The sequence below is a fragment of the Thermaerobacter composti genome, from assembly GCF_033582035.1.
GTDB lineage: Bacteria > Bacillota > Sulfobacillia > Thermaerobacterales > Thermaerobacteraceae > Thermaerobacter > Thermaerobacter composti.
The window spans coordinates 1-23899 of the sequence record NZ_CP132508.1 but is presented as its reverse complement, the minus strand read 5'-3'; the positions used below and the strand labels follow the sequence as shown (position 1 = coordinate 23899).

Genomic DNA, 23899 nt, shown 5'->3' with positions numbered 1-23899 from the left:
TCGTCCGTGCCTCACCCCACCAAGACCCAGGCGCTCCCCGCGCCCAGGCCCCGCAGAGTGAGACCTCCGGCTCGCAAGGCCTGCCTCTCCACACGCCACTCCCTTTTCAAGGACCAGGTGCGCCCGGCGCGGATGGCGCCGGCGGATCGTTATCCTAGCAGCCGCCCCGCCTGCCGTCAACCCTCGCGGCCGCGCCGCGGGCCGACCCGGAAGGCGGCTGCAGAGGCAACGCCCGGAATCGACGTTCCGGGCGCCGCGGTGCCCCGTACCGGACTCGAACCGGTGTCTCCGCCGTGAGAGGGCGGTATCCTAGGCCGCTAGACGAACGGGGCACTGCTGGGGATCCAGGATTCGAACCTGGACTACCAGGGCCAGAACCTGGCGGGCTGCCGTTACCCCAATCCCCACCGTCGCTCGCTTACGCTCGACTCCGGCGCGCCCGGAGGCCGTCCCTCGGACCGGTATCTCGCGGGCGCACGTCGGATTATAGCACGGTCGCCGCCGGGATACAACCGCAGCTCAGCCCCGGCCGCCCGCTGCCCCCGCGCCCGGACCGGCGGGCGTCGCGCCGCGGGCGGCGCGCCGCTGGCGGATCCACTCGATCGCGCGGTGGATGCGCGCCAGGCAGCGATCGCGCCCGACCCAGCAAATGACGTCGAACACCCCCGGCCCCACGGTCCGCCCCGACACCGCCAGACGCGTCGGATGGAAGATGCGGCCCGTGCCCACGCCCATGCGTTCGGCAAGACCGCGCAGCGCCTGTTCGATGGCGGCCTGGGTCCACGGCTCCACCCGCGACAGGGTCTCTGCCACGGCCTCGAGGATCGGGATCGCGTCGTCGCGGTCGAAGTGCTTGCGAACCCCGGCCTCTTCGTAGTCGGCGAAGTCGGCGAAGAAGTACCGGCTGGCCTCGACCAGCTCCCCCAGGGTGCGGACGCGCTGGCGCACGGCGTCCACGATGGCCCGCAGCCGCCGGCGCTCGTCCCCCTCGGGCGTCCCCTGGAGCAGACCGGCCTCCTGCAGGCGCGGGATGACCAGGTCCACCACCCGGTCCAGGTCCGCCGCGCGCAGATAGTGCCCGTTCATCCACGCCATCTTCTCGACGTCGTAGATGGCCGCGGTGCGGGACACCCGGTCGAAGTCGAACAGCCGGATCATCTCGTCCAGGGAGAGGATCTCCCGGTCGTCCCCCGGCGACCAGCCCAACAGCGCGACGTAGTTCAGGATCGCCTCCGGGAGGAATCCCTGCCGCCGGTACTCGTCGACCGCCACCGCACCGTGGCGCTTGCTGAGCTTGGTGCGATCCGGGGCCAGGATCATCGGGACGTGGGCGAACTGCGGCGGCTCCCACCCCAGGGCACGATAGACCAGCAGCTGCTTCGGGGTGTTGGAGAGGTGCTCGTCCCCCCGGATGACGTGGCTGATCGCCATGTGGTGGTCGTCGACCACCACGGCGAAGTTGTAGACCGGCATGCCGTCGGCGCGGGCGATGATGAAGTCGCCGATCTGGGCGACGTCGAAGGCGACCTCGCCCTTGACGAGGTCGTGGACCACGACCTGCCCACCCTCGGGCACCCGCAGGCGCACCGCCGGCCGGCGGCCCTCGGCCTCGAACCGCCGGCGCTCCGCGGGGGTGAGGTGCCGACAGCGACCGCTGTAGACGGCAGGCCGGCCCGCTGCCCGCGCCCGCTCCCGTTCCGCCGCCAGCTCCTCGGGGGTGCAGTAGCAGAGGTAAGCCTTGCCCGCGGCGAGCAGGCGGTCCAGCGTCTCCCGGTAGAGGTCGAGCCGTTGCGACTGCCGGTACGGCCCGTAGGGTCCGCCGACGTCCGGCCCCTCGTCCCAGTCCAGGCCCAACCAGCGGATGCTCTCCAACATGGGCGCGATGAGCTCGTCCCGGGACCGCTCCGGATCCGTGTCCTCGAAGCGCAGGATGAAACGGCCGCCGTGCTTGCGCGCGAACAGCCAGTTGAAGAGGATGGTGCGGACGCCCCCGATGTGGAGGTAGCCCGTCGGCGACGGCGCATACCGAACCCGCACCGGCTGGGACATCGGACGGCCTCCTCGCCACGCGGAATGCTCCCGCGGACGAACCGGCGCACCGGCGCCCGGGGCGCAGGGACGACCCACCCGGCAGTCGCCCGCGCTCCTCCCGGCCCTGCGACCGGCATCGGTCGCCCCGCGGGGCGGCCGTATCGTAGCAGAGCCCTTGGGCAGCGTCAAGGAAGGGCGAGGACGAGGGAGGCGGCGACCCTCAGGGTCGCCAGCGGGCCATGACCGCCACCAACGCCAAGGCGATCGCTCCCGGGAGCCCCAGGCTTCCGGCCAGCCACGCGGTGGCGGGGTTCCAGCCCACGTGCGCACCCAGGGGGGCCAAGAGCACGTTCAGCGCCAGGATCCAGCCCGTGCCCACCAGCAGGTCGCCCACCAGCCGCGCCACGGCCTCCCCGGCCGTCGACGCGCCGACGAGCCGCCACACCAGCGCACCCACCACGACCGCGGCCACGCCGGCGACAGCCCACGCGCCCTCCGTGGCGATGGCCCTCACCCCGCCTTCTGGGACCGCCCGGCCGGGGTCATGGCACCGCCCGCCGACCGTCGTCCGCGTCGGGTCGGGGTGGGAGCCCGCGGATCCCGCGCAGGCGGGCCTGTTTCAGCAAATAGGCGTAGCGCTTCTCCGCCGCCAGCACCAGGTGGATCGCCTGGTCCACCAGGTCGCGATCCGTCACGCACTCGAAGTAGCGGCGCGCCTGCTCCCAGTCGCGGCGCGCCTGGTCGATGGCGGCCACCCAGTCGAAGTCGCCGTCGGCCGGGCCGGCCGGCTCCGCGGCGGTGGCGGACGCAGGCGAGACGGCCTCCGGGGCGCCGGCGGCACCGGGCACGCGCCCCTGTTGGGGCCAGGGCGCCGTCGTCGGCCCCGGTCGGCCCGGGTCGGCAGCCAGGATCCGCGCGGGCGCCCTGCCCCGGGAGGCCGGTTCGTCCCCGTCTCGGGTGGCCGGGCGTCGCCAGCGGAGAGGCCACCGCCGCCGCCAGATCCGCCCCCATTCCACACGCATGGGATCCCACGCCCCTTGCCGGCCTGCGGGGTTCGGGGCATCGCACCCCTGTCCCATCGGTATGCGGGAGGCCAGGGTTGTTGAACCGCCCCTGGGAGGCCAGCGACCGGCACCAGGGAAGATGGACCCATGGCATGGGGTTTATGCGCGGCGGGCCGGGTCGGCTACAGGGCCTGGCGCCCCTGCAGCGCCCGGGTCAGCGTGAGCTCGTCGACGTATTCCAGGTCGCCGCCCTCGGGTACGCCCCGGGCGATGCGCGTGACGCGGATCCCGAGGGGCTTGATCAGGCGCGCCAGGTAGAGCGCCGTCGCCTCCCCCTCCACCGTCGGGTTGGTGGCCAGGATCACCTCGTCGACCGGAGGGTCCGCCTGGAGACGGGCCAGCAGTTCGCGGACCCGGAGCTGCTCGGGACCGACGCCATCGACGGGCGAGATCACCCCGTGCAGCACGTGGTAGCGGCCGCGATACTCCCGGGTTCGCTCCATGGCCACCACGTCCCGCGGCTGCTCGACCACGCAGATCAGCCGAGCGTCGCGGCCGGGGTCGCGGCACACCGCACACGGGTCGCGATCGGTCAGATTGAAGCACACGCTGCAGTACCGGACGCTGGCCCGCGCCCGGACCATGGCCTCGGCCAGGGCGCGCACCTCCTCCTGGGGGCGGAAGAGCAGGTGGTACGCCAGGCGCTGGGCCGTCTTGGGACCGATGCCCGGCAGCTTCTCCAGCTCGGCGATCAGCCGGGCAAAGGCCGGCGCGTGCTCCACGGCGGCATCCCGCCCCTCAGCGGCCCGGGAAGCCGGGCAGCTTGGGCCACTTGAGCCCCCCGGTCACCCGGGCCATCTCCGCCTGGACCAGCTCCTGGGCCTTGCGGTTCGCCTCGTTGACCGCGGCCACGATCATGTCCTGCAAGAGTTCCACGTCGTCGGGGTCGACGGCCTCCCGGGCGATCTCCAGCCGCACCAGCTCCTGCTGGCCGTTGACCACGGCCTTGACCATGCCCCCGCCCGCCGTGGCCTCGACCTCCCGCCGTGCCAGCTCCTCCTGCAGGCGAGCCATCTCCTGCTGCACCTTCTCAAGCTGTTTCAGCATCTTGCCCACGTTGCCCATGGGGCCGAAGCTCACGCCGCCACTCCTCCTTCACGGGGATCCATTGCCCGCCGAACAGTTCCCACGCCGCCTTCTGCACGTCGTCCAGGTCCGGTGGGTCCGGCTCGCGCCGGCGTTCCATGGAGGCGCCCCCGCCGGCCGGCCCGTCGTCGGCCGCCGCCGGCGCGGTCTCCCGGGCGTCGGCGGCCATCCCCGGGGCGGCAGCCCCGGTCGCCGGTCGCGGTGCATCGCCCCCGGACGCGGGGGCCGGGACGCCCACGCCGCGGCGCGCCGGCTCGGCCGAGGCCGTCGGCGCCGCCTTGCCACGGCCTCCTGCGTCCCGATCCCCGGACGCCGCGGATGCCGGCGGAGCAGCCCCTTGCGCCGCCGCTCCCGGCGTCGGCGGCGCGGGCTCCTGCCCCCCGTTGGCATCCTGCGGCGGGGGCGCCGTCGCGCCGGCCGGCTCGTCCCGGTCCCCGGGGTCGTCACCCGGCTCGTCCCCCGGGCTCCGCTCCCCGCGCCGGCGGTCGCCCCCATCCCGTGGCTCGCCCGCCGCCGGGGCTCGCGGGCGCTGCGCATCGGCCGCCGCGCGGGGGGATGGCCCCGCCGCCGCACCGCCCGCCGGCGACGCCGCTCCCTGGCCACCGCCGCTTCCGCCGCGGACGTCCGACCCGCCCGCCTCGACGATCACCCGCACTGGGACCGGAGTCCCCAGAAAGGCCTCGATGGCTCGGCGCAGCTGGGGCACCTTCACCTCCGCCGTTCGCGCCATGCCGGGCTGGGCAAAGGGAAGCTCCAGCACATCGCCCGCCGCCCGGGGCTGGCCCGCCGTGCGCAGCAGCGCGTGCAGCGCCGTCCACTCCCGTCGCCGTCGCAGCGACCTCAAGAAGGCCTGCCACCGCGCGGCGAGGACGGCCGCCGGCGCATCGTCCGCCCCTCCGGCTCCCGTTCCCTCCTGATCCGGCGCGATCGGCCCGGCATCCCCCGACGGGACCACCGGCCGCGGGCCGTCCTCGGCTCCGGCCGCATCGGCTCCGGTCCTGCCCTGCTGGTCCCGGCCGCTCGGCGCCCCCGCGGCCGACGGCTCGCGGTGCGCCCCCTCCGCTGCGGCCTCCGGGGACGAACCGGCCGCGCGGGTGGACCGTTCGCCCACAGCCCGGATCAGGGCCGCCTCCAGCGCCAGCCGCGGCTGCCCGGTCCACCGCAGCAGGGACTCCCCCTCGGACAGGGCATCGAAGCAGGCCAGGGCCGTCTCGTCGTCGAGGCTGCTGGCCAACGACGCCAGGGCCTCCGCCAGGTCGGGCCCGGCGTAGAGCAGGTGCTCGGCGCCGAGGCCGGATCGCAGGGCCAAGAGGTCCCGCCAGCAGGCCATCCAATCCCTCAGCGCCTGGGCCAGGTCGACCCCGCGGGAGGAGAGATCGGCCACGGCGCGCAGGCCCGCCCCCACATCGCCCTCGACCACCGCGCGGCAGAGGGCCAGGATGCCCTCCCCCGGCGCCAGCCCCAGCAGGTCGACGACGGCGGACGCCTCCAGGCGATCGCCGACCATGGCCAGGCATTGGTCGAGCAAGCTCAGGGCGTCCCGCAGGCCTCCTTCAGCCAGGCGCGCCACCAGCCGCAGGGCCGCGGGCTCGGCCTCCACCCCCATGGCGTCGCAGACCGCCTGGAGTCGTTGCACGATCTGCTCGGGGGTCAGGCGATGGAAGTCGAAGCGCTGGCAGCGGGAGACGATGGTCGCCGGCAGGCGATGGGGCTCCGTGGTCGCCAGGATGAAGATCGCGTGGGCGGGCGGCTCCTCCAGCGTCTTCAGCAGCGCGTTGAACGCCTCCGTGGTGAGCATGTGGACCTCGTCGATGATGTAGACCTTGTACCGCGCCCGGGCCGGGGCGTACCGCACGCGCTCCCGCAGCTCCCGGATCTCGTCGATGCCGCGGTTGGAGGCGGCGTCGATCTCCAGCACGTCCATGGTCGAGCCGTCGTTGATCTCGCGGCACACGTCGCACCGGTTGCAGGGTTCGACCCCATCGGGCGCGAGGCAGTTGACGGCCTTGGCCAGGAGCTTGGCGACGGAGGTCTTCCCCGTGCCGCGGGGCCCCGCGAACAGGTAGGCGTGGGCGACCCGGCCGGTGCGCAAGGCGTTGGCCAGCGTGCGGACGACGTGTTGCTGTCCCACCACGCCGTCGAACCGCTGCGGTCGCCAGGTGCGATACAAGGCCTGGTAGGGCTGGCTCAAGCGAGACCCTCCCCGCCGCGAGCTCGGGATGCCGTCGGGACGGCAGCCCTCTGCCCGCCATGGCCGGGGATCCCCAACCCCCGATCCATCGCTCGCCGAGCGCGGTCGCGCAGCCGGCCGCGCAGCCACCCGCACGCGCCATCCCGAGGCGCCGACCGCCCTCCAGGCGCGGTCCTCCTGGCGCACCGGAGCCGCCACGCGCGCCCGGGACCGCGACCCGGGGCCGCCCCGGCCCGACGCCACCGGCCCCGACGCCACCGGCGTGGGCTGCACCCCTCCCCCCGTCGTACGTCCCGCGACCGGCGATCCGGGCGGCGGAGCCGGCCCGAAGCACGGGAGGGGCGACGGCGGTAGCGGATCCGCCGTCGCCCCTCCCGCAAAGGTGGCCGTGCACCCATCGTCGACACCCGCACCCGGGCGCCGGCCGAACCGTGGGCTCCGGTCCGGCTGCCCCGCGGCACACGCGGTGGCTCGCTTACCGTTGCTCCCTTCCGGGCCTGGCGGGGTTCACGAGTCCGCGTTGCGCGGGACCGGGCCCTCAACGCCCCGTGTCCGGTGCTGACCCCGACCGCGAGCGCCTCGGATGGGAATTCGACCCCGCTGTAGCGGATTGCGGGTACAGGGCACCGCTACCTCCCCGTCTAGCACGGCCCAATCCCCATATCGCGGCAAGGTGAGAAAGGGCAAAAGGTTCGCCTCAAGACGGCAAGGGCGGAAGGGGTGGGATTCGAACCCACGGTGGGCTTGCGCCCACACACGCTCTCCAGGCGTGTGCCTTAAGCCGCTCGGCCACCCTTCCCCGCCGACACGGCGTCGTGACAGCCGTCGCGTCTCCCCGTCGGACGAACCGGCTCCCGCGCACCCTCGACGCAGCGTGCCGCCGCGCCGTCACCGCGCGGGTCGTCCTTGCCTCCGCCATGCCGACCGGCGTCGTCGCCAGCGGCCCCGGAGGCGATCCCCTCGACGACAAAGGCGCCCGGCCGGCAGGGTGCCGTGCCGGGCGCGTGCGGAAGGGGTGGGATTCGAACCCACGGTGGGCTTGCGCCCACAACGGTTTTCGAGACCGCCCCGTTCAGCCACTCCGGCACCCTTCCGTACGCCGAGCCTCCTGGCCTCAACCGCGCAGCCCGCGGAAGAAGCCCCGGAGCAACGCGGCGCTGGCGTCCGCCAGCACCCCGCCGCGCAGCTCGACTCGGTGATTCAGTCTATCATGCTGCACCAGGTTCATCAAGCTGCCGGCCGCGCCGGCCTTGGGATCCGGCGCCCCGTACACGAGCCGCGCCACCCGGGCCAGGACGACGGCCCCCGCACACATCGGGCACGGCTCAAGGGTCACGTAGAGCGTGACCCCCTCCAGGCGCCAGTTGCCGAGCCTCGCCGCCGCCTGACGCAGCACGAGGATCTCGGCATGGGCCGTGGGATCGCCCAAGCGCTCGCGCAGGTTGTGGCCGCGGGCGATGACCCGACCTTCGTGGACCGCGACGGCCCCGACGGGAACCTCGCCGAGATCCAGGGCTCGGCGCGCCTCCGCCAGGGCCGCCTCCATGAAAACCACGTCGGGATCGGCGCCGGCGAGCTCGGTTGGCGCCGGTTCGTCCGCATGGCGATGGGACATGGGGACCCCTCTCGCCCCAGCTGCACGGACGCCGGCGGCCGCAACGGCCCCACCGCCGCGTTGGACGGCTCACCGGCGCGAGGGTGCGCCCGGGAGGACTCGAACCCCCGACGCCTTCCTTAGGACGGAAGCGCTCTTCCACCTGAGCTACGGGCGCACGCCACCCCTGCACCCGCGATGCAGGGGCCGCGGGCTTATTCTACCATGGAGCGGGGTCGTCGGTCATCGCGGACGGCCCCGTGGGCGCCGCCAGGCCACCCCGGGGCCTGGCCGGCCGGCGCTCGGGCCGCGGTGCGGCCTGGCACGCCGGCGCCGCCTGCGGGCCGCGACGGGGCGGTGGCCGGTGAGCGGGGCGGCGCTACCGTCGCGGGCAGGCATCGTCCACCGCCGCCGTCCACCCCAAGGCGGGCGCCGGTGCCGGGCCCGGTGACCCGGGCGTCGCGACGGCCCGGCCGGGCACACCGGGTGCGCGCTGGCATCGCCGCGGCCGCCCTGGGCGGGATGGGGAGCGAGGGAGGCAGGACGTCCATGGACCTGCGCCGCTGGCTGCGCGCAGCGATGATCGCCGCGCTCTACGTGGTGCTCACCTGGGTCTTCCAGCCGATCTCCTTCGGTCAGATCCAGTTCCGGGTCAGCGAGGCCTTGACGTTGCTGCCCATGATCTGGGCCGAGGCCGTGCCCGGCCTGTTCGTCGGCGTCGCGCTCGCGAACCTGCAGAGCCCCTTCGGGTTGTGGGATGTGGCGGGCGGGTCGCTGGTCACGCTGGTCGCCGCCCTGGTGACCCGGCGGTGGCGGTTCCACCCCATCGGCTACCTCTCGCCCGTGGTCTTCAACGCGGTGCTGGTGGGCGGCTACCTCGCCTTCCTCACCCACACCCCGTACCTGCCCTGGGTGCTCTGGATCGCCGCGGGCGAGGCAGGGGTCGTGTTCCTGCTGGGCTACCCCTTGCTCCAGCTGCTGCGCCGGCGCATGCCGCCAGCGACCCCATAGACTCGCCGGTCGCCGCCTGGAGGCCGAAGTCGGCCGGCGCCCGCCCTAGAGGAAGGGAGGCGCCCCGGGCCCATGGTCGTGTCCGGCGGCGGGGGCGCGCCCGCGGCGGGTCCCAGGCGTTCACCTCGGCGACGAGGGGTCCGGGGAATCGACCCTGGGGCGGGCTCGACAGCGGCTGCCTGGGCGGGTCGGGCGCACGGCCCGGGCGCCGCATGCCTTGAAGGGTCCCCGCGGCCCCCTCCCGCGGGACGACGGCGATGCCACGCCCGCCCTGCACCGGCAGGTTGCTGCGGTGGAGCCGCTGCGGGCACGGGTGGGGGAAAAGCGGGCCGGATCCCAGCCAGATCGCAGCACTTTGAACGGGAACGGGGCCATACCCCGAGCGGGTATGGCCCCGTTTTCCCTTGTGCCATGCGGCTTTTTGATGTGCGCCGTGGAGGATTTGAACCCCCGACCTGCTGATCCGTAGTCAGCCGCTCTATCCGGGCTGAGCTAACGGCGCACACAAGATTCGCTCGCGCAGCGGAAGGGGAGGGATTCGAACCCTCGGAGGGGCTTTAAAGGCCCCTCAACCGCTTAGCAGGCGGCTCCTTTCGACCTCTCAGGCACCCTTCCCGGCGACAGCCCCAATCTTAGCACAGGGCCGCGACCCGCGCAAGCCGAGGGCGGCGCCCGCGCCGGCCAGCCCCTCGCGCCGCCACGCGCGGCCGATGTCGCCGCACCGCGCCCGGGGACCGCGCCGCGCCCGGCCATCATGCCCGCCGGTGTCGCGGCGTACGGTGGTGACGGAACGGAGGGGACGCCCGTGGCCCACAACGACCCCTATGCGACCGGCATGGCCCTCACCCGGTTGGTATCCGGCTGCCTCGAGGTGCTGGCCGCCTTGCTCATCTGGCGGGTCGCCCGCGTCGACCGGGCGCTGGAGATCAACGCCCTGCTGGCCGCCGTGGGTCCCCTGGCCATGGTGCTTGCGACGGCCATCGGGCTCGCCGGCGCGGCGGGTGCCATGCCGCCCCTGAAGCTGGCGCTGATCCTCGCCGGCGTCGCGCTGATTCTGATCGGCACCCGCCTGTGACCGCGCATCGGCGCGGCGCGGGGCCAGCAACCCCCAGCCCACGCGCCCGGACCGGCGGCGCCCCGCCCAGGCGGCGCGGGCCCTCTCGTGCGGAAGGGGTGGGATTCGAACCCACGGTGGGCGTGCGCCCACTGCGGTTTTCAAGACCGCCGCGTTCAACCACTCCGCCACCCTTCCACGCACCGCGACGCTGCGGCACCTTGGATTGTATCACGGGCCACGGCGCCATCAACCTGCCTGCAGCCGTTGGACGCCGCCCATGTACGGGCGCAGCGCCTCCGGGATCACGACGCTGCCGTCGGCCTGCTGGTAGTTCTCCAGCAACGCCGCCAGCGTCCGGCCCACCGCCAGGCCCGATCCATTCAAGGTGTGGACGAACCGCGGCCGGGCGCCGGGCTCGGGCCGGAAGCGGATGTTGGCACGGCGCGCCTGATAGTCCCGGTAGTTGCTGCACGAGGAGATCTCGACGTAGCGGCCGTAGCTGGGCATCCACACCTCCAGGTCGTATTGCTTGGCCTGGGCGAAGCCCATGTCGCCGGTACAGATCAGCACCACCCGATACGGCAGGCCCAGTCGCTGGAGCACCGCCTCGGCATCGGCCACCAGCCGCTCGTGCTCCTCGGCGGAGCGGTCGGGATGGACGAACTTCACCAGCTCCACCTTGTCGAACTGGTGCTGGCGGATCAGGCCGCGGGTGTCCCGGCCGGCCGACCCCGCCTCCGCCCGAAAGCACGGGGTGTAGGCCACGTGGTAGATCGGCAGCTGCGCCGCGTCCAGGATCTCGTCGCGGTAGAGGTTGGTCACCGGCACCTCGGCCGTCGGCACCAGGAAGAGGTCCGAGTCCGCCACCCGGAAGGCGTCGTCCTCGAACTTGGGCAGCTGACCCGTCCCGACCATGCTCTGACGGTGGACCAAGAAGGGGGGCAGCACCTCGGTGTAGCCGTGCTCTTGCGTGTGCAGGTCCAGCATGAACTGGATCAGCGCCCGCACCAGCCGCGCGCCGCGGTCGCGAAACACGGTGAAGCGCGCGCCGGTGATCTTGGCCGCCCGCTCGAAGTCCAGGATGCCGAGGGCCGGCCCCAGATCCCAGTGGGCCTTGGGCTCGAAGTCGAAGCGGGGCGGCTCCCCCCAGCGGCGCACCTCCACGTTGTCCTCGGCGTCGTCGCCCTCGGGCACGTCGGGATCGGGGATCATCGGGATGCGCAGCAGCCGCTCCTGGATCTCCTGCTCCAGCCGACGCACCCGCTCTTCGAGCTCCTTGATGGTCTCGCCCACGCGCCGCATGGCGGCGATCAGCTCGCTGGCGTCGGCTCCCTGGCGTCGCAACCGGCCGATGGCCTCCGAGGTCTCGTTGCGCTGGGCTCGCAGCTCTTCCAGCCGCTGGAGGTCACGGCGCCAGCGGGCGTCGGCCTCCAGCAGCGCGTCCAGATCGCCCTCCTCCACGCGCCGCCGGCGAAGCGCCGCGCGCACGACCTCCGGATTCTGGCGCACGAACCGCAAGTCCAGCAACAGCCGTTCCCCCCTTCGCTCCGATCCCCACCCGGCCCAGGTCTGCGCATCGGCTCCGCAGCCGCCGCAGCCGGAGGGCGGCGCCGGTCGCCGCCGTCGGACGCACGGCTCGGGCCGGGATGGGGGTCGCGCCACGGCCCGGCCGCCCGCCCCCGGTCCCGGCCGGCGGCGGCCCCAGGCGGTCGCCCGCCGGCCTTCCCGGTCACGAGGGCGTCCCGTCGCCGCCGAGCCGCGCCCGGGCGATCCACAACGCGTCGGTCCCCGGCGCCTCCAGGGGCTGCTCGGACCCTTCTTCGGTGATCACGCGCAACCGGCCGTCGTCCGTCACCCGGCCGATCACCGCCGCCGGGATGCCGGCCTCGGTCCACGCCGCCTGCAGCCGGGCCCCCGCCTCGGGCGGAGCCGCCACCACCAGCGCGCCGGAGCCGATGAGCCGCAGCGGATCCACCCCCGCCGCAGCGCAGATCGCCCGGGTCTCGTCCCGCACGGGGACGGCCGCCGCCTCGACGATGCAGCCCACCGCGTCGCCCTGGGCGTGGCGGGCCGCCGTCACCATCTCCCACACGGCGCCCAGCACGCCGCCCTCGGTGACGTCGTGCAGCGCGTGGGCGCCGCGCCGGGCCGCCAGCCGCGCCTCCGGCACGATGCTGAGCCACCGCCCCAGCTGCGCCGCCGCATCGAGCACGGCCCCGGGGACACCCCGGGCCGCCAAGGCCCGCCGGCAGTCGGTGGCCAGGATGGCCGTGCCCTCCAAGCCTGCCCACTTCGTCATCAGCAGCACGTCCCCCGGCCGGGCGCCGCCGCTCGGCATCAGGCCCTCCGGTGCGGTGCGGCCCAGGGCCGTGGCCATCACCAGGGGCTGGGCCAGGCCCGGGGTGACCTCCGTATGGCCGCCGGCGATCTGACAGCCCACCTCCCGCGCGGCCCGTTGGGCGCCGGCCATGATCGCCTCCAGGACGGCGGCGGGCGTCCCCGGCGGCAGCAGGATGGTCAGGAGCACGGCCACCGGCTCGGCGCCGGTGGCGGCCACGTCGTTGCAGTTGACGTGCACGGCCAGCCAGCCCGCGTCGTGACCCGCCCCGGTGATGGGATCGCTGGCGGCGACGCACAGCTCACCCTCCAGGTCCAAGGCGGCCGCGTCCTCGCCCGGGGCGGCACCGAGCACCACCTCGCGACGCCGGACCCCGATTCGCGGGAGGACCAGGCGTTCCAGGAGGGAAGCCGGCAGCTTGCCCTCCGGCAAGACGGCAGCGGCCGCCTTCGGATCGCCCGGGTCCCCCGACGCCGTTCGCCGTGGTTCCGTGTCCATGGCGCGTGGGCCTCCCCCGCTGGGTCTCTCGTCGGCCGGTTCGTCCCGATGGCGGTGGCGACCTGTTCTCGGGGGCCGCCTCGGCCCGGTCCGGCGCCAAGGCAAGCACGGCGCGGGCGCCAAGCCCGCTCCGGCGGCGCGCGACGGCGGGGCGCCGTCGCGGGCGGCGAGCGGCGACGGTTCACCGCACCGCGCCCGCCGCGGCCCGGGACCGCCGCCGTGGCGGACGGCCGCCGGCCGCGCCCCTACGGCCGCCGGCGCCGCCCCGCGACCCGTGACCCGAAGCCCGCGACGCAGGCGACGCCCCGTCACTCGCCCTTCTGGGCCAGCGTCGCCACCGCCGAGACCCGGTCGCCGGGTTCGAGGCGCATCACCGTGACCCCCTGGGCGGCCCGCCCCTGGATGGACACCTGCTCCGCAGGCACGCGCAACACGATGCCGCCTTGGGACACCAGCATGACCTCCTCGCCCGGCCGCACGACCTGGAAGCCGGCCACGCGGCCGTTGCGCGGCGTCAGCGTGATGGCGCGGATCCCCTTGCCGCCGCGGCCCTGCACGCGGAAGTCGCGGACCGGCGTCCGCTTGCCGAACCCGAGGTCGGTGATGAGCAGCAGGTGGGCGTCGTCCTCGGCGAGCGCCATGCCCACCACCTCGTCGCCGTCGTCCAGGCGGATGCCGATCACGCCGCGCGCCGTGCGCCCCATGGGCCGCACCTCGGCCACCGGGAAGCGGATCGCCTGGCCTTGGCGGGTCACCAGCAGCACGTCACCGCGACCGTCGGTCAGCTCGACCGCCACCAGTTCGTCCCCGGCGTCCAGGGCCAGGGCGATCAGCCCCCCCCGCCGGATGTGGCTGAACTCGGCCAGGGCGGTGCGCTTGACCACCCCGCGCCGGGTGCACATCAGGAGGTCGCGGTCCTCGCCGAAGTCCCGCACGGGGATCACGGCCGTGACGTGTTCGTCCCGTTCGATCTCGATCAGGTTGACCACGGCCGTGCCGCGGGCCGTGCGCCCCGCCTCGGGGATCTCGTGCACCCGGCGGTGGTAGACCTTGCCCCGATTGCTGAAGAACAGCAGGTTCTCGTGGGTGGTGGCGATGAAGAGCCGGGCGACGAAGTCCTCCTCGCGGGTCTGGATGCCCGCGACGCCCCGGCCGCCCCGGCGCTGGCTGCGGTAGGTGTCCACCGGCAGGCGCTTGATGTAGCCCCGGTGGGTCAGGGTGATGACCACGTCCTCCTCGGCGATCAGGTCCTCGACCTCGAACTCGGCGGCGCCCGCCACGATCTTCGTGCGCCGGTCGTCGCCGAAGCGGTCGCGGATCTCGCCCAGCTCCTGCTTGATGATGTCCAGCACCATCTTCTCGGAGTTCAGGACCGCCCGCAGGTACTCGATCTCCTTGAGCAGCTCCTGGTACTCCTCCTCGACCTTCTCGCGCTCCAGGCCCGTCAGGCGCTGCAGGCGCATGTCCAGAATCGCCTGGGCCTGCCTCTCCGTCAGGTTGAAGTTCTGCATCAGCCCGGTGCGGGCCTCGTCGACGGTGCGCGACTGGCGGATCAGGGTGATCACCGCGTCGATGTGGTCCAGGGCGATGCGCAGCCCCTCCAGGATGTGGGCCCGGGCCTCCGCCTTCTCCAGGTCATGGCGCGTCCGCCGGACGATCACGTCCTTCTGGTGGTCCAGGTAGTGGCGCAAGAGCTGCTTGAGGGTGAGGACCCGGGGCTGGCCGTCCACCAGGGCCAGCAGGATGATCCCGTAGCTCACCTGCATCGGGGTGAACTTGTAGAGCTGGTTCAGGATCACGTTGGGGTTGGCGCCCCGCGCCAGCTCGATGACCACCCGCAGCCCCGAGCGGTCCGTCTCGTCCCGCAGGTCGGTGATCCCCTCGATGCGCCGCTCCTGGACCAGCTCGGCGATCTTCTCGATGATCTTGCTCTTGGTCACCTCGTAGGGGATCTCGGTGACCACGATGCGCGCCTTGCCGCTGGCCGACGTCTCGATCTGGGCGTGGGCGCGGATGGTGATGATGCCCCGGCCCGTGGTGTAGGCCTGGCGGATGCCCTCCCGCCCCACGATGATGCCGCCGGTGGGGAAGTCCGGCCCCTTGATCACCCGCATCAGATCGCGATCGCTGGCGTCGGGGTGGTCGATCAGGTGGATGACGCCGTCGATGGCCTCCCGCAGGTTGTGGGGCGGGATGTTGGTGGCCATGCCCACGGCGATGCCCGCGGCGCCGTTGACCAGCAGGTTGGGGAACCGCGCCGGCAACACGGCCGGCTCCTGCTCCGTCTCGTCGAAGTTGGGGACGAAGTCGACGGTGTCCTTGTCCAGGTCGCGCATGAGCTCCATGGCCAGCGGGCTCAGGCGCGCCTCGGTGTAGCGCATGGCCGCCGGCGGGTCGCCGTCGATGGAGCCGAAGTTGCCGTGGCCCTCGATCAGCGGGTAGCGCATGGAGAAGTCCTGGGCCATGCGCACCAGGGCGTCGTAGACGGCGGCGTCGCCGTGGGGGTGGTACTTGCCCAGCACGTCACCCACGGTGCGGGCGGACTTCTTGAAGGGCTTGTCCGGGGTGTTGCCCCCCTCCCGCATGGCGTAGAGGATGCGGCGGTGGACCGGCTTGAGGCCGTCCCGCACGTCGGGCAGCGCCCGGTTGACGATCACGCTCATCGCGTAATCGATGTAGGATTGTTTCATCTCCTCCTCGATGTCGACGGGGAGGATCTTGCCGTGGGTGTACTCTGCCATCGCGTCGCTCCTCGTCCTCCACAGCGGCGACGCCCGCGCCGCGACCGGGACGGGGTCGGCCTCGCCGACGGGCGTGGCACCCGCGATGCGTTCCCGGGCGCGGCCACGCCGCTCCTCGCGGCCGTGCCGGTTCGTCCCCGGACCGTCGACGGCCCGAGGCCGTCAGGGGCTGGCGACGCCGCCGCACCCCCGCGGCCCTCGGGCTGCGGACGAACCGGCTCGGCGGGGTCGGCGGCTCAGCCGATGGTGTCCAGGAACCGCACCTTCCGGGCGTGCTGCTCGATGAACTCCCGCCGCGGCTCCACCCGGCTGCCCATCAGGATGGAGAAGATCTGGTCCGCGGCCATGGCGTCGTCCAGCGTCACCTGCAGCAGCGTCCGCGTCTCCGGGTTCATGGTGGTCTCCCACAGCTGCTCGGCGTTCATCTCGCCGAGGCCCTTGAACCGCTGGGCCGGCATGCGCTTGCCGATCTGGCGGAAGAAGGCCTCCAGCTGGTCGTCGTCGTAGAAGTAATGCTCTTCCTTGCCCATCCGCACCAGGTAGAGGGGCGGCTGCGCGATGTAGACGTAGCCCGCCTCGATCAGCGGCCGCATGTAGCGGAAGAAGAAGGTCAGCAGCAGCGTGCGGATGTGGGCGCCGTCCACGTCGGCGTCGGTCATCAGGATGATCTTGTGGTAGCGCGCCTTGCCGATGTCGAAGTCCTCGCCGATGCCGGTGCCGATGGCGGTGATGAGGGCGCGGATCTCGTCGTGGGCCAGGATCTTGTCCAGCCGTGCCTTCTCCACGTTGAGGATCTTGCCCCGCAGGGGCAACACGGCCTGGAAGCGCCGGTCGCGGCCCTGTTTGGCGGAGCCGCCGGCCGAGTCGCCCTCCACGATGAACAGCTCCGCCATCGCCGGGTCGCGGACGGTGCAGTCGGTCAGCTTGCCCGGCAGGGCGGTGACCTCGAGGGCGGACTTGCGCCGGGTGAGCTCCCGCGCCTTGCGCGCCGCCTCGCGGGCTCGCATGGCGGTGATCGCCTTCTCCACCACCCGCCGCGCCACCTGGGGGTTTTCTTCAAAGTAGGTGGCCAGGGCTTCGCCGGTGACGGAATCGACCACGCCCCGGACCTCAGAGTTGCCCAGCTTGGTCTTGGTCTGGCCCTCGAACTGGGGTTCGGGCAACTTGACGCTGAGGACGGCCGTCAGCCCCTCGCGGATGTCGTCGCCCGAGAGGTTCTCGTCGCCGTTCTTGAGCAGGTTCGCCTTGCGGGCGTAGTCGTTGACCACCCGCGTGAGGGCCATCTTGAAGCCGGCCTCGTGGGTTCCGCCCTCGTGGGTGTGGATCGTGTTGGCGAAGGAGTAGAGGGTCTCGACATAGGAGGTGGTCCACTGGAGGGCCATCTCCACCTCCACCCCGTCCCGCTCCGCCTTGTGGCTGATGGGCTCGGGGTGCAGGGGCTCCTTGGTGCGGTTGAGCAGGGCCACGAAGGAGCGCAGCCCGCCCATGAACTGGAACAGGTTGCGCTCGCCGGTGCGCTCGTCCGCGAGCTCGATGTAGAGGCCCGAGTTCAGCAGGGCCAGCTCGCGCAGTCGCCCGACGACGACCTCGTATTTGAACTCCGTGTCATCGAAGATCTCGGGATCGGGCTTGAACCGGACGTAGGTCCCCGTGTCCGCGGGGTCGGTGGTCCCCACCACCTCCAGCTCCGTCTCCGGCTTGCCGCGCCGATAGCGCTGGCGGTGGATGCGGCCGTCGCGACGCACCTCCACCACCAGCCACTCCGAGAGGGCGTTGACCACCGACACGCCCACGCCGTGGAGACCGCCGGACACCTTGTACGCCTGGCCGTCGAACTTGCCCCCCGCGTGGAGCATGGTCAGGACGACCTCCACCGTGGGCCTGCCCACCTTGGGGTGGATGCCCACGGGGATGCCGCCGCCGTTGTCGCGCACGCTGCAGCTGCCGTCGGCGTGCAGGGTGACGACGATCTCCGTGCAGCGGCCCGCCAGCGCCTCGTCGACGGCGTTGTCCACCACCTCCCAGATGAGGTGGTGCAACCCGCGGGACCCGGTGGAGCCGATGTACATCCCCGGCCGCCGCCGGACGGCCTCCAGGCCCTCGAGGACCTGGATCTGACTCTCGTCGTAGCCCGTGCGCGCCACGCCCGAGCCTCCTCATCGCGGGTGGGATGTGGACGAACCCGGCCTCCCGGCGCCGCCGCGACGCGCGCCCCGGGAGAACCCGTCAGACACGGCGTAGATTATACCAGAAGCGGCCTCAGTCCCGCCCTCGCGGCGCTTCCGACCCGCGCACCCGTCCCGGGCCGGGCCCGTCCGACGCCGGCATGCCGGCCCGCCGGGCACCGGCGCCCCGCGTCCCCCGCCCCTTGCGGGGGCGGCGCCGCGGCGCCAGGGCCGGCGCCGCGCGCCCGGCCGACCCCTCGCCCTCCGCGCCCGCGGGCTCCGTACCGCCCACCTGCTCCTCGAGCCGCAGGCTGCCCCGGCGCCGCAGGGTCAGCACCGAGATGGGCGAGAGGTAGACGCCCCGATCGGCCACCACGATGGAGCGCGGTTGACCCTGGGCGAGGTCGACGACCCGCCGGCCCACCTGGGCCAGGGCCACCAGGTCCCGGACCGCGGCGGACTGCCGCAGCAGCTGGGCGTCGAGGATGACCACGATCTCCCGGTAGGGCAGGATCACGTCGGAACCAATGTGCAGGAACACCGTCGACCCCCCACCTTGAGGGTACCGCATCGGCCGCGCCGGCATGGGTCCTGCCCTCACCGCCGCCGGTCGCCGGCGTCGGATCCCGCCGGCGGGCGTGCCCCGCGACGGGCGGGCCGCGGCGAGGCCGCCGGGCGGCGGGGGGACGGGCCGCTGCCCGCCGACGGGGGACCGAAGCACGCGTCCCACAGCGGTGCCAGCCGCGGCCCCAGCGCCTCGCGGGCCGCGGCGCCGTCCAGTCGCCCCGGGTCGGCACCGGTCCGCAACAGCGCATATCGCAAGAGCAGGGAGCGGGTCTCCGCCGCGGGCGGCTCCCCCTTCCGCAGCCGCGTCGCGGCCACGCGCAGCCGGGCTCGCCAGTGCTCCTGGAGCGCCGTCCGTTCCTCCCGGTACAGGCGGGCGACCGCCTCCACCGGTTCCCCGAGGGCTGCCGCCACCTGCCCGCAGGCCAGCCACGGGTCCCGCTCGAGCAGGGTGCGGACCCGCAGGCGCAACGCCTCCTGCCGCGCCGCCCGGCAGGCGGGGCAGAGGGCTTCTCCCGACGAGGCCTCCAAGCGTGGGGACCCGTTCCCCCCATGGCGCCCGGCGCCGGCCACCGCCATGGATCGGCCCGGATGGGGCGGATAGAGGCTGCCGCAGCTGGCACACGGCTGCCAGCCCCGCTCCAGCGCCCACCGGCGGCGCCGCCGGGCCGCCTGCAGCCAGCGCGCCGCCGCCGCCTGCAACTCCGCATCCTGGCACGCCCCGGCGGCGGCGCCCCCCGCGCCCTCCCCCCGTGGGCTCGAGGAGCCGGTGGACGGCGGCCCCGGCGCCGGCCGGGCTTGGGAAGCCGCCGCCCGCGGCGCGGTGACCGGCGGCCCGGTCATGCCGGTCTCCGGCGCGGCCGCGCCGTCGGGCGCCCGGGTCGCGGCGGCCTGGCCGACCCCATCGCCGCAGGCGGGGGAGCGCGGCACCGCGGCCCCCCTGGTGGTCGTCGGGCGGGCAGGACCCTGCCGGGGGCCGGGCCCGGTGGTGAACCGCAGATCCCGCAGCGCGGGGCCGCCCACCGCGGCGTTGAGATCGCGCAGGATGGTGGCCTTGAGGTAGGCCAGCTCCTGGGCCCACCCGGGGTGGCGCACGGCCACCCACAGCACGTCGCCCGTCAGCCGGTAGGGGCGGGCGCGCGCCGCGATGACCGGTCCCACCACCTGGTCCCACAGACGGAGCGCCCGATGGCGCCGCACCTGGGTGGCGAGCCCCAGTCGGGCCAACAGGGCATCCAGCACCGGACCCAGGGGCGCCGCGCCCCCGCGCCCCCGGCCCGGATGGGGCACCTCGGAACGGATGGGCGCGCGGGTGGGGCCACCGCGTCCGCTGTCGGTCGCACCGCCCCCGGCGGAGGCGCTCGCCGCCCCGTCCCGGTGCCCGGCCGGCACGCGGCCCCCGCAGCCTCCCACATCCGGTGGCTCCTTGCTCATGGCTCCTCCCGCCCGGCGGCGCAGGACCCCCCGGCGTCGCTCCCGCCCAGGGGCAAGGCGATCACCCGCGGCCTCGGTGCCTCGGGCCAGTCGGTCTCCTCCGTGGCCGTCACGATCACCTGGGGGAGGCCGGCCAGCCGGGCCAGCAGCTGTCGGCGCCGCCGCCCGTCCAACTCGGAGAGCACGTCGTCCAGCAGCACGACGGGCCAGCGGCCCAGCCGGCGTCGGATGAGCTCCACCTCGGCCAGGACCAGCGCCAGGGCCAGGGCGCGTTGCTGACCCTGGGAGGCGAAGGCCCGCGCATCCCGTCCGTCCAACCGGAGGACGACGTCATCGCGTTGGGGCCCCCAGAGGGTGGTGCCGCGCAGCAGCTCCTCCCGCGGGTCGGGGAGCGGTCCGTGCGGCGCAACCTCCCCCTCGCCCGCCGCCGGCGGCCCCATCCCGGCATCACCGGGCTCCTCCGGGGCCGGGGCGGGCGGACCGCCGCCCGCCGCAGCGCCAGCGGGGCCGGTCGCGGCGGGCCCCGTCGGTCGGGCATCGCCGTCCCCGGCGCCAGGCCCTCCCCCAGCGGGGACGGCGTCGCCCACCACGTAGACCATCTCCACCTTGCCCGGGCCGTGGGCGCCGCCGGCGCCGATCCGCGCCGCCGCGGCGGCGACCATCGGGGCCAGTTCGTCCACCAGGTCGCGGCGCCGCCGGCGGATGGCGGTCCCGTGTCGCAGCAGGGGCTCGTCCCAGATCCCCAGGAGCGACGCCGCGGCGCGACCCGCCCGGATGTCGCGCAGCAGCTGGTTGCGCTGGGCCAGCACCCGATGGTAGTCGTTGAGCAGCGCGCCGTAGCCGGGGACGACCTGCACCAGCAGCCGGTCGAGGAAGTCGCGGCGTGCGGCGGGCGCGCCCTTGATCAGGGCCAGGGTCTCGGGGGCGAAGTAGACCACGGGTAGCGCCCCGTGGAGGTCCGCCAGCCGACGGCGCGGCCGGCCATCCAGGCGGAGCGCCTTCCCCCGCTCCCGGTGGAAGGCCACCTCGACGCTGCGCCGTCCGGCGACGGGGTCGTCCCACTCCAGGCGGACGTAGCAGGCCGCGGCCCCCTCGCGGATGAGCTCGGCGTCCCGCGGCGTGCGCGGCGACCGGCCGGTGGCGGCGAAGTGGATCGCCTCCAGCAGGTTCGTCTTGCCGACCCCGTTGGGCCCGACCAGCAGGGTGAGGCCGGGTTCCAGCTCCAGGGTGGCCTGCTCGTAGCTGCGAAACTGGCGCAGCACCACCCGCCGGACGACCACGCGCCCCCCTCCCCGGCGGCCCACCTCAGGAGATCTTGACCGGCAGCACGATGTACACGAACTCGTCTTCCCCCACGCCGCGCAGGCGGCTGGCCTTGAGGGGCTCCGTCAGCTCGAAGAGCACTTCCTCGGCCTCGATGGCCTTGAGCCCGTCCATCAGGTAGCGGGCGTTGAACCCGATGACCATCCCCTCGCCGTCGACCTCGGCGGGGATCTCCTCCCGCGCCTCCCCCACCTCGGGGTCGCTGGCGGTGATCACCAACCGGCCGGGTTCGACCGACAGGCGGATCACCCACCGGGCCGCCTGGCGGCTGTCGGACAGCAGGGCCGCCCGCTCGCACGCCTCCTGGAAGGCGCGGGCGGGAAGGCGCACCCGGGTGGGGTACTCCGAGGGGACCAGTCCGAGGACGTCCGGGTAGGCGCCATCCAGCAGGCGGGTGATCAGCCGCACCTCCCCCAGCTGGAAGCCGGCCTGGGTTTCGTCCAGCAGCATCCGGCCGATCCCCTCGTCGGGCAGCAGCCGGGCCACCTCGGCCAGGCTGCGACCCGGGATGACGGCCGCCGCCGCCCCTCCCTCCACCGGGCGTTCCAGGGTCATGCGGCAGGCGGCGATGCGGAACCCGTCGGTCGCCACCGCCTCCAGCCGGTCGCCCTGGGCGCGAAAGCTGACGCCCGTCAGGATCGGCCGGGAGTCGTCGGTGGCGACGGCGAAGGTCGTGCGCCGCAGGAGGCCGCGCAGGGCGCCGTTGTCGAAGAGCACGGTGGTGCCGGCACCCACCCGCGGCACGGCGGGGAAGATGCCGGGATCGGTGCCGTGGATGGTGAACTGCGAGCGCTCCTGGATCAGGCGGGCGCGCAGGCCCTCCAGCTCCAGGTGCACCTCGCCGGGCGGCAGGCGCCGGACGATCTCGGCCAGGTGGCGGCCGGGCAGCACCACCGCGCCCTCCTCCTGGACCCGGGCGGGGGCCAGGGCCTCCACCGTCAGCTCCATGTCGGTGGCCACCAGCCGCAGCTGCTCGGGTTCCGCCACCAGCAGGATGCCGGAGAGGACGGGCAGCGTGGAACGGGTGGCGACGCCGCGGATGGCCACTTGCAGGGCGGCGTGCAGGTCGGCCTGGTCGATGACGAGCCGCAAGGTGGCCTCCTCCTCCACTGCGGGATGACGATCGTCCCCTTCGTCGCAGTCGTAGTAGGGGCTGTGGGCACTGTGGAAAAGCCCGTCGCGCCCCGATGTCGAAAGGTGTCGGAGACGGGGACAACCTGTCGATGACGGTGCCCCGCTTTCCCCACTTTCCCCGGCGGGCCGGCGACTCCTGCGGCGGGCCCCATCCTGTCCCCCGATGATCCACCGCCGGTCCACAGGCGGTCCACAGGCCGGGACGAACCGGCCCGGCCGCGGGGCGGCGGCCCGCGGGAGGCCCGACGGCCGCGCCGGGGGAGGCCCCTCGGGCCCCGTCGGGGGCCGGTTCGTCCGTCAGCCCTTGCGGATCAGGTCCATCAGCTCCTTGATCTGGCGACCCAGATGGGGATCGTGGCGCATGTCGTGGCTGATCTTCTCGTAGGCGTGGAGCACGGTGGTGTGGTCGCGGCCGCCGAACTCCTCGCCAATGCGCGGCAGGGACGCCTCCGTCAGCTCGCGGCAGAGGTACATGGCCACCTGGCGCGGGAAGGCGATGGCCCGGGTGCGTCGCCGCGCCTTGAGGTCGCGCACCTTGACGCCGTAGTACTCGGCCACCACCTCCTGGATGCGGGCGATGGTGACCTTGTTGGCCCGGGGCGGCGGGAGGATGTCCTTCAGCACCTCCTGCGCCAGGTCCAGGTCGATGTGGTGGTTGGTCAGCGAGGCGAAGGCGACCAGCCGGATCAGCGCGCCCTCCAGCTCGCGGATGTTGGTGTCGATGCGCTCGGCGATGAAGGCGATGACGTCGTCCGGGACGTGCAGCTTCTCCAGCTGGGCCTTCTTCCGTAGGATCGCCACCCGCGTCTCGAAGTCCGGCGGCTGGATGTCGGAGATCAGGCCCCACTCGAAGCGGGAGCGGAGGCGCTCCTCCAGGGTGGGGATCTCCTTGGGCGGCCGGTCGCTGGAGATGACGATCTGGCGGTTCGCCTCGTGGAGCGCGTTGAAGGTGTGGAAGAACTCCTCCTGCGTGCTCTCCTTGCCCGCCAGGAACTGGATGTCGTCGACCAGCAGGACGTCCACGTTGCGGTAGCGGTTGCGAAACTCCAGGGTCTTGCCGTCGCGGATCGCGTTGATCATCTCGTTGGTGAACGTCTCGCAGGACACGTAGGCCACCCGGCTGCCGTGCTTGCGCAGCACGTGGTGGGCCACGGCCTGCATCAGATGGGTCTTCCCGAGACCGACCCCCCCGTAGATGAAGAGGGGGTTGTAGGTGCGGGCGGGCGCCTCGGCCACGGCCAGGGCGGCGGCGTGGGCGAGACGGTTGCCCGAGCCCGTCACGAAGGTCTCGAAGGTGTACTTCGGGTTGAGGGGCTGGGAGAGGGTGCGCCAGGACGAACCGGCGTCGCTCGGCGCCGGTGCCAGCGGCGCCTCGGTGGCGGCGGCCACCTGGCCCGTGGCCGGCGGCGCGGGCTGCGGTTCGACCACCACCTCGAGGCGGACATCGTGACCCACCACGCGCCGCAAGGAGTCCACGATGGCGCCGGAGCAACGCTCCAGCACCCAGTCGCGGGCAAACTGGTTGGGGACCGCCAGGACGAGGCGGTCGCCCTCCAGGGACACGGGTCGGGTGTTGCGCAACCACGCCTCGTAGCTCGGCCGGGTCAGCTGGCGCTCGATGAGCTGAAGCGCCTCCGTCCACACCTCGGCCAGCTCGCCCTTCACCAC

General features: G+C 73.8%; 18 protein-coding genes, 8 tRNA genes and 1 other RNA gene. 2 read left to right on the top strand and 25 right to left on the bottom strand.

The annotated features are described in order from the left end of the window. Window positions 1-259: 259 nt before the first annotated feature. From Q5761_RS00135 to Q5761_RS00075, 13 genes are all read right to left on the bottom strand, one after another. Window positions 260-332: transfer RNA gene (locus tag Q5761_RS00135), tRNA-Glu, on the bottom strand. A gap of 4 nt (window positions 333-336) precedes the next feature. Then, a tRNA-Gln gene (locus Q5761_RS00130) sits at window positions 337-407 on the bottom strand. 112 nt (window positions 408-519) lie between these two features. Further along, window positions 520-2049 (bottom strand): glutamate--tRNA ligase, encoded by a 1530-nt coding sequence (gene gltX / locus Q5761_RS00125; protein ID WP_318750743.1) that lies wholly within the window; start codon window positions 2047-2049, stop codon window positions 520-522. A gap of 202 nt (window positions 2050-2251) precedes the next feature. Beyond that, a complete protein-coding gene (locus Q5761_RS00120; RefSeq protein WP_318750742.1) occupies window positions 2252-2545 on the bottom strand; it encodes a pro-sigmaK processing inhibitor BofA family protein in 294 nt (97 codons plus the stop codon). Between the two features lie 28 nt (window positions 2546-2573). Then, on the bottom strand, window positions 2574-3053 hold the full coding sequence (locus Q5761_RS00115) for a YaaL family protein (protein ID WP_318750741.1): 480 nt from the start codon (window positions 3051-3053) through the stop codon (window positions 2574-2576). Between the two features lie 164 nt (window positions 3054-3217). Further along, window positions 3218-3817, bottom strand: coding sequence for a recombination mediator RecR (recR, locus tag Q5761_RS00110; protein WP_318750740.1), 600 nt, complete (start codon window positions 3815-3817; stop codon window positions 3218-3220). A 16-nt stretch (window positions 3818-3833) separates the two neighbouring features. Then, complete coding sequence (locus Q5761_RS00105; protein ID WP_167758944.1) at window positions 3834-4160, bottom strand: YbaB/EbfC family nucleoid-associated protein; 327 nt, start codon at window positions 4158-4160, stop codon at window positions 3834-3836. Next, window positions 4126-6372, bottom strand: coding sequence for a DNA polymerase III subunit gamma/tau (dnaX, locus tag Q5761_RS00100; protein ID WP_318750739.1), 2247 nt, complete (start codon window positions 6370-6372; stop codon window positions 4126-4128). Before dnaX ends, Q5761_RS00105 begins: the two co-directional genes overlap by 35 nt. Before the next feature lie 386 nt (window positions 6373-6758). Then, window positions 6759-7022: signal recognition particle sRNA large type (ffs, locus tag Q5761_RS00095), an RNA gene on the bottom strand. Window positions 7023-7084: 62 nt separating this feature from the next. Then, window positions 7085-7171: transfer RNA gene (locus Q5761_RS00090), tRNA-Ser, on the bottom strand. A gap of 208 nt (window positions 7172-7379) precedes the next feature. Further along, window positions 7380-7466, bottom strand: a tRNA-Ser gene (locus Q5761_RS00085). 20 nt (window positions 7467-7486) lie between these two features. Then, window positions 7487-7987, bottom strand: coding sequence for a tRNA adenosine(34) deaminase TadA (tadA, locus tag Q5761_RS00080; protein WP_135224631.1), 501 nt, complete (start codon window positions 7985-7987; stop codon window positions 7487-7489). Between the two features lie 84 nt (window positions 7988-8071). Further along, window positions 8072-8144: transfer RNA gene (locus Q5761_RS00075), tRNA-Arg, on the bottom strand. 371 nt (window positions 8145-8515) lie between these two features. Between Q5761_RS00075 and Q5761_RS00070 the strand changes: the two genes are divergently transcribed. Further along, a complete protein-coding gene (locus Q5761_RS00070) occupies window positions 8516-8977 on the top strand; it encodes a QueT transporter family protein (RefSeq protein WP_135225933.1) in 462 nt (153 codons plus the stop codon). 427 nt (window positions 8978-9404) lie between these two features. On the opposite strand, the gene Q5761_RS00065 is transcribed toward Q5761_RS00070, so the two are convergent. Continuing rightward, window positions 9405-9479 (bottom strand) — tRNA-Arg (locus Q5761_RS00065). Between the two features lie 21 nt (window positions 9480-9500). After that, window positions 9501-9592: transfer RNA gene (locus tag Q5761_RS00060), tRNA-Ser, on the bottom strand. Window positions 9593-9782: 190 nt separating this feature from the next. On the opposite strand from Q5761_RS00060, the gene Q5761_RS00055 reads away from it, so the two are divergent. Beyond that, window positions 9783-10052 (top strand): DUF2619 domain-containing protein, encoded by a 270-nt coding sequence (locus Q5761_RS00055; protein WP_135224618.1) that lies wholly within the window; start codon window positions 9783-9785, stop codon window positions 10050-10052. Window positions 10053-10142: 90 nt separating this feature from the next. Here the strand turns inward: Q5761_RS00055 and Q5761_RS00050 are convergent. The 10 genes from Q5761_RS00050 to dnaA form a co-directional block, all read right to left on the bottom strand. Further along, a tRNA-Ser gene (locus Q5761_RS00050) sits at window positions 10143-10229 on the bottom strand. A gap of 51 nt (window positions 10230-10280) precedes the next feature. After that, window positions 10281-11561 carry a serine--tRNA ligase gene (serS, locus tag Q5761_RS00045; protein ID WP_135224617.1) on the bottom strand — a complete coding sequence of 427 codons (1281 nt, stop codon included), beginning with the start codon at window positions 11559-11561 and terminating at the stop codon, window positions 10281-10283. 202 nt (window positions 11562-11763) lie between these two features. Beyond that, the gene (locus tag Q5761_RS00040) at window positions 11764-12870 is read right to left on the bottom strand and encodes an AIR synthase family protein (protein WP_318750738.1); all 1107 of its coding nucleotides are present in this window, start codon (window positions 12868-12870) and stop codon (window positions 11764-11766) included. A gap of 308 nt (window positions 12871-13178) precedes the next feature. Next, window positions 13179-15611, bottom strand: a complete 2433-nt coding sequence (gene gyrA, locus Q5761_RS00035) for a DNA gyrase subunit A (RefSeq protein WP_318750737.1) — start codon at window positions 15609-15611, stop codon at window positions 13179-13181. 236 nt (window positions 15612-15847) lie between these two features. Continuing rightward, window positions 15848-17755, bottom strand: coding sequence for a DNA topoisomerase (ATP-hydrolyzing) subunit B (gene gyrB, locus Q5761_RS00030; RefSeq protein ID WP_318750736.1), 1908 nt, complete (start codon window positions 17753-17755; stop codon window positions 15848-15850). Window positions 17756-17870: 115 nt separating this feature from the next. Further along, a complete protein-coding gene (remB, locus tag Q5761_RS00025; RefSeq protein WP_167758842.1) occupies window positions 17871-18317 on the bottom strand; it encodes an extracellular matrix regulator RemB in 447 nt (148 codons plus the stop codon). Window positions 18318-18373: 56 nt separating this feature from the next. Next, the gene (locus Q5761_RS00020) at window positions 18374-19774 is read right to left on the bottom strand and encodes a DciA family protein (RefSeq protein WP_318750735.1); all 1401 of its coding nucleotides are present in this window, start codon (window positions 19772-19774) and stop codon (window positions 18374-18376) included. Further along, complete coding sequence (recF, locus tag Q5761_RS00015; protein WP_318750734.1) at window positions 19771-21054, bottom strand: DNA replication/repair protein RecF; 1284 nt, start codon at window positions 21052-21054, stop codon at window positions 19771-19773. The genes Q5761_RS00020 and recF overlap by 4 nt, the downstream gene beginning before the upstream one ends. Window positions 21055-21079: 25 nt before the next feature. Beyond that, window positions 21080-22189 carry a DNA polymerase III subunit beta gene (gene dnaN / locus Q5761_RS00010; protein WP_318750733.1) on the bottom strand — a complete coding sequence of 370 codons (1110 nt, stop codon included), beginning with the start codon at window positions 22187-22189 and terminating at the stop codon, window positions 21080-21082. Between the two features lie 339 nt (window positions 22190-22528). After that, window positions 22529-23899 carry a chromosomal replication initiator protein DnaA gene (dnaA, locus tag Q5761_RS00005; protein ID WP_318750732.1) on the bottom strand — a complete coding sequence of 457 codons (1371 nt, stop codon included), beginning with the start codon at window positions 23897-23899 and terminating at the stop codon, window positions 22529-22531.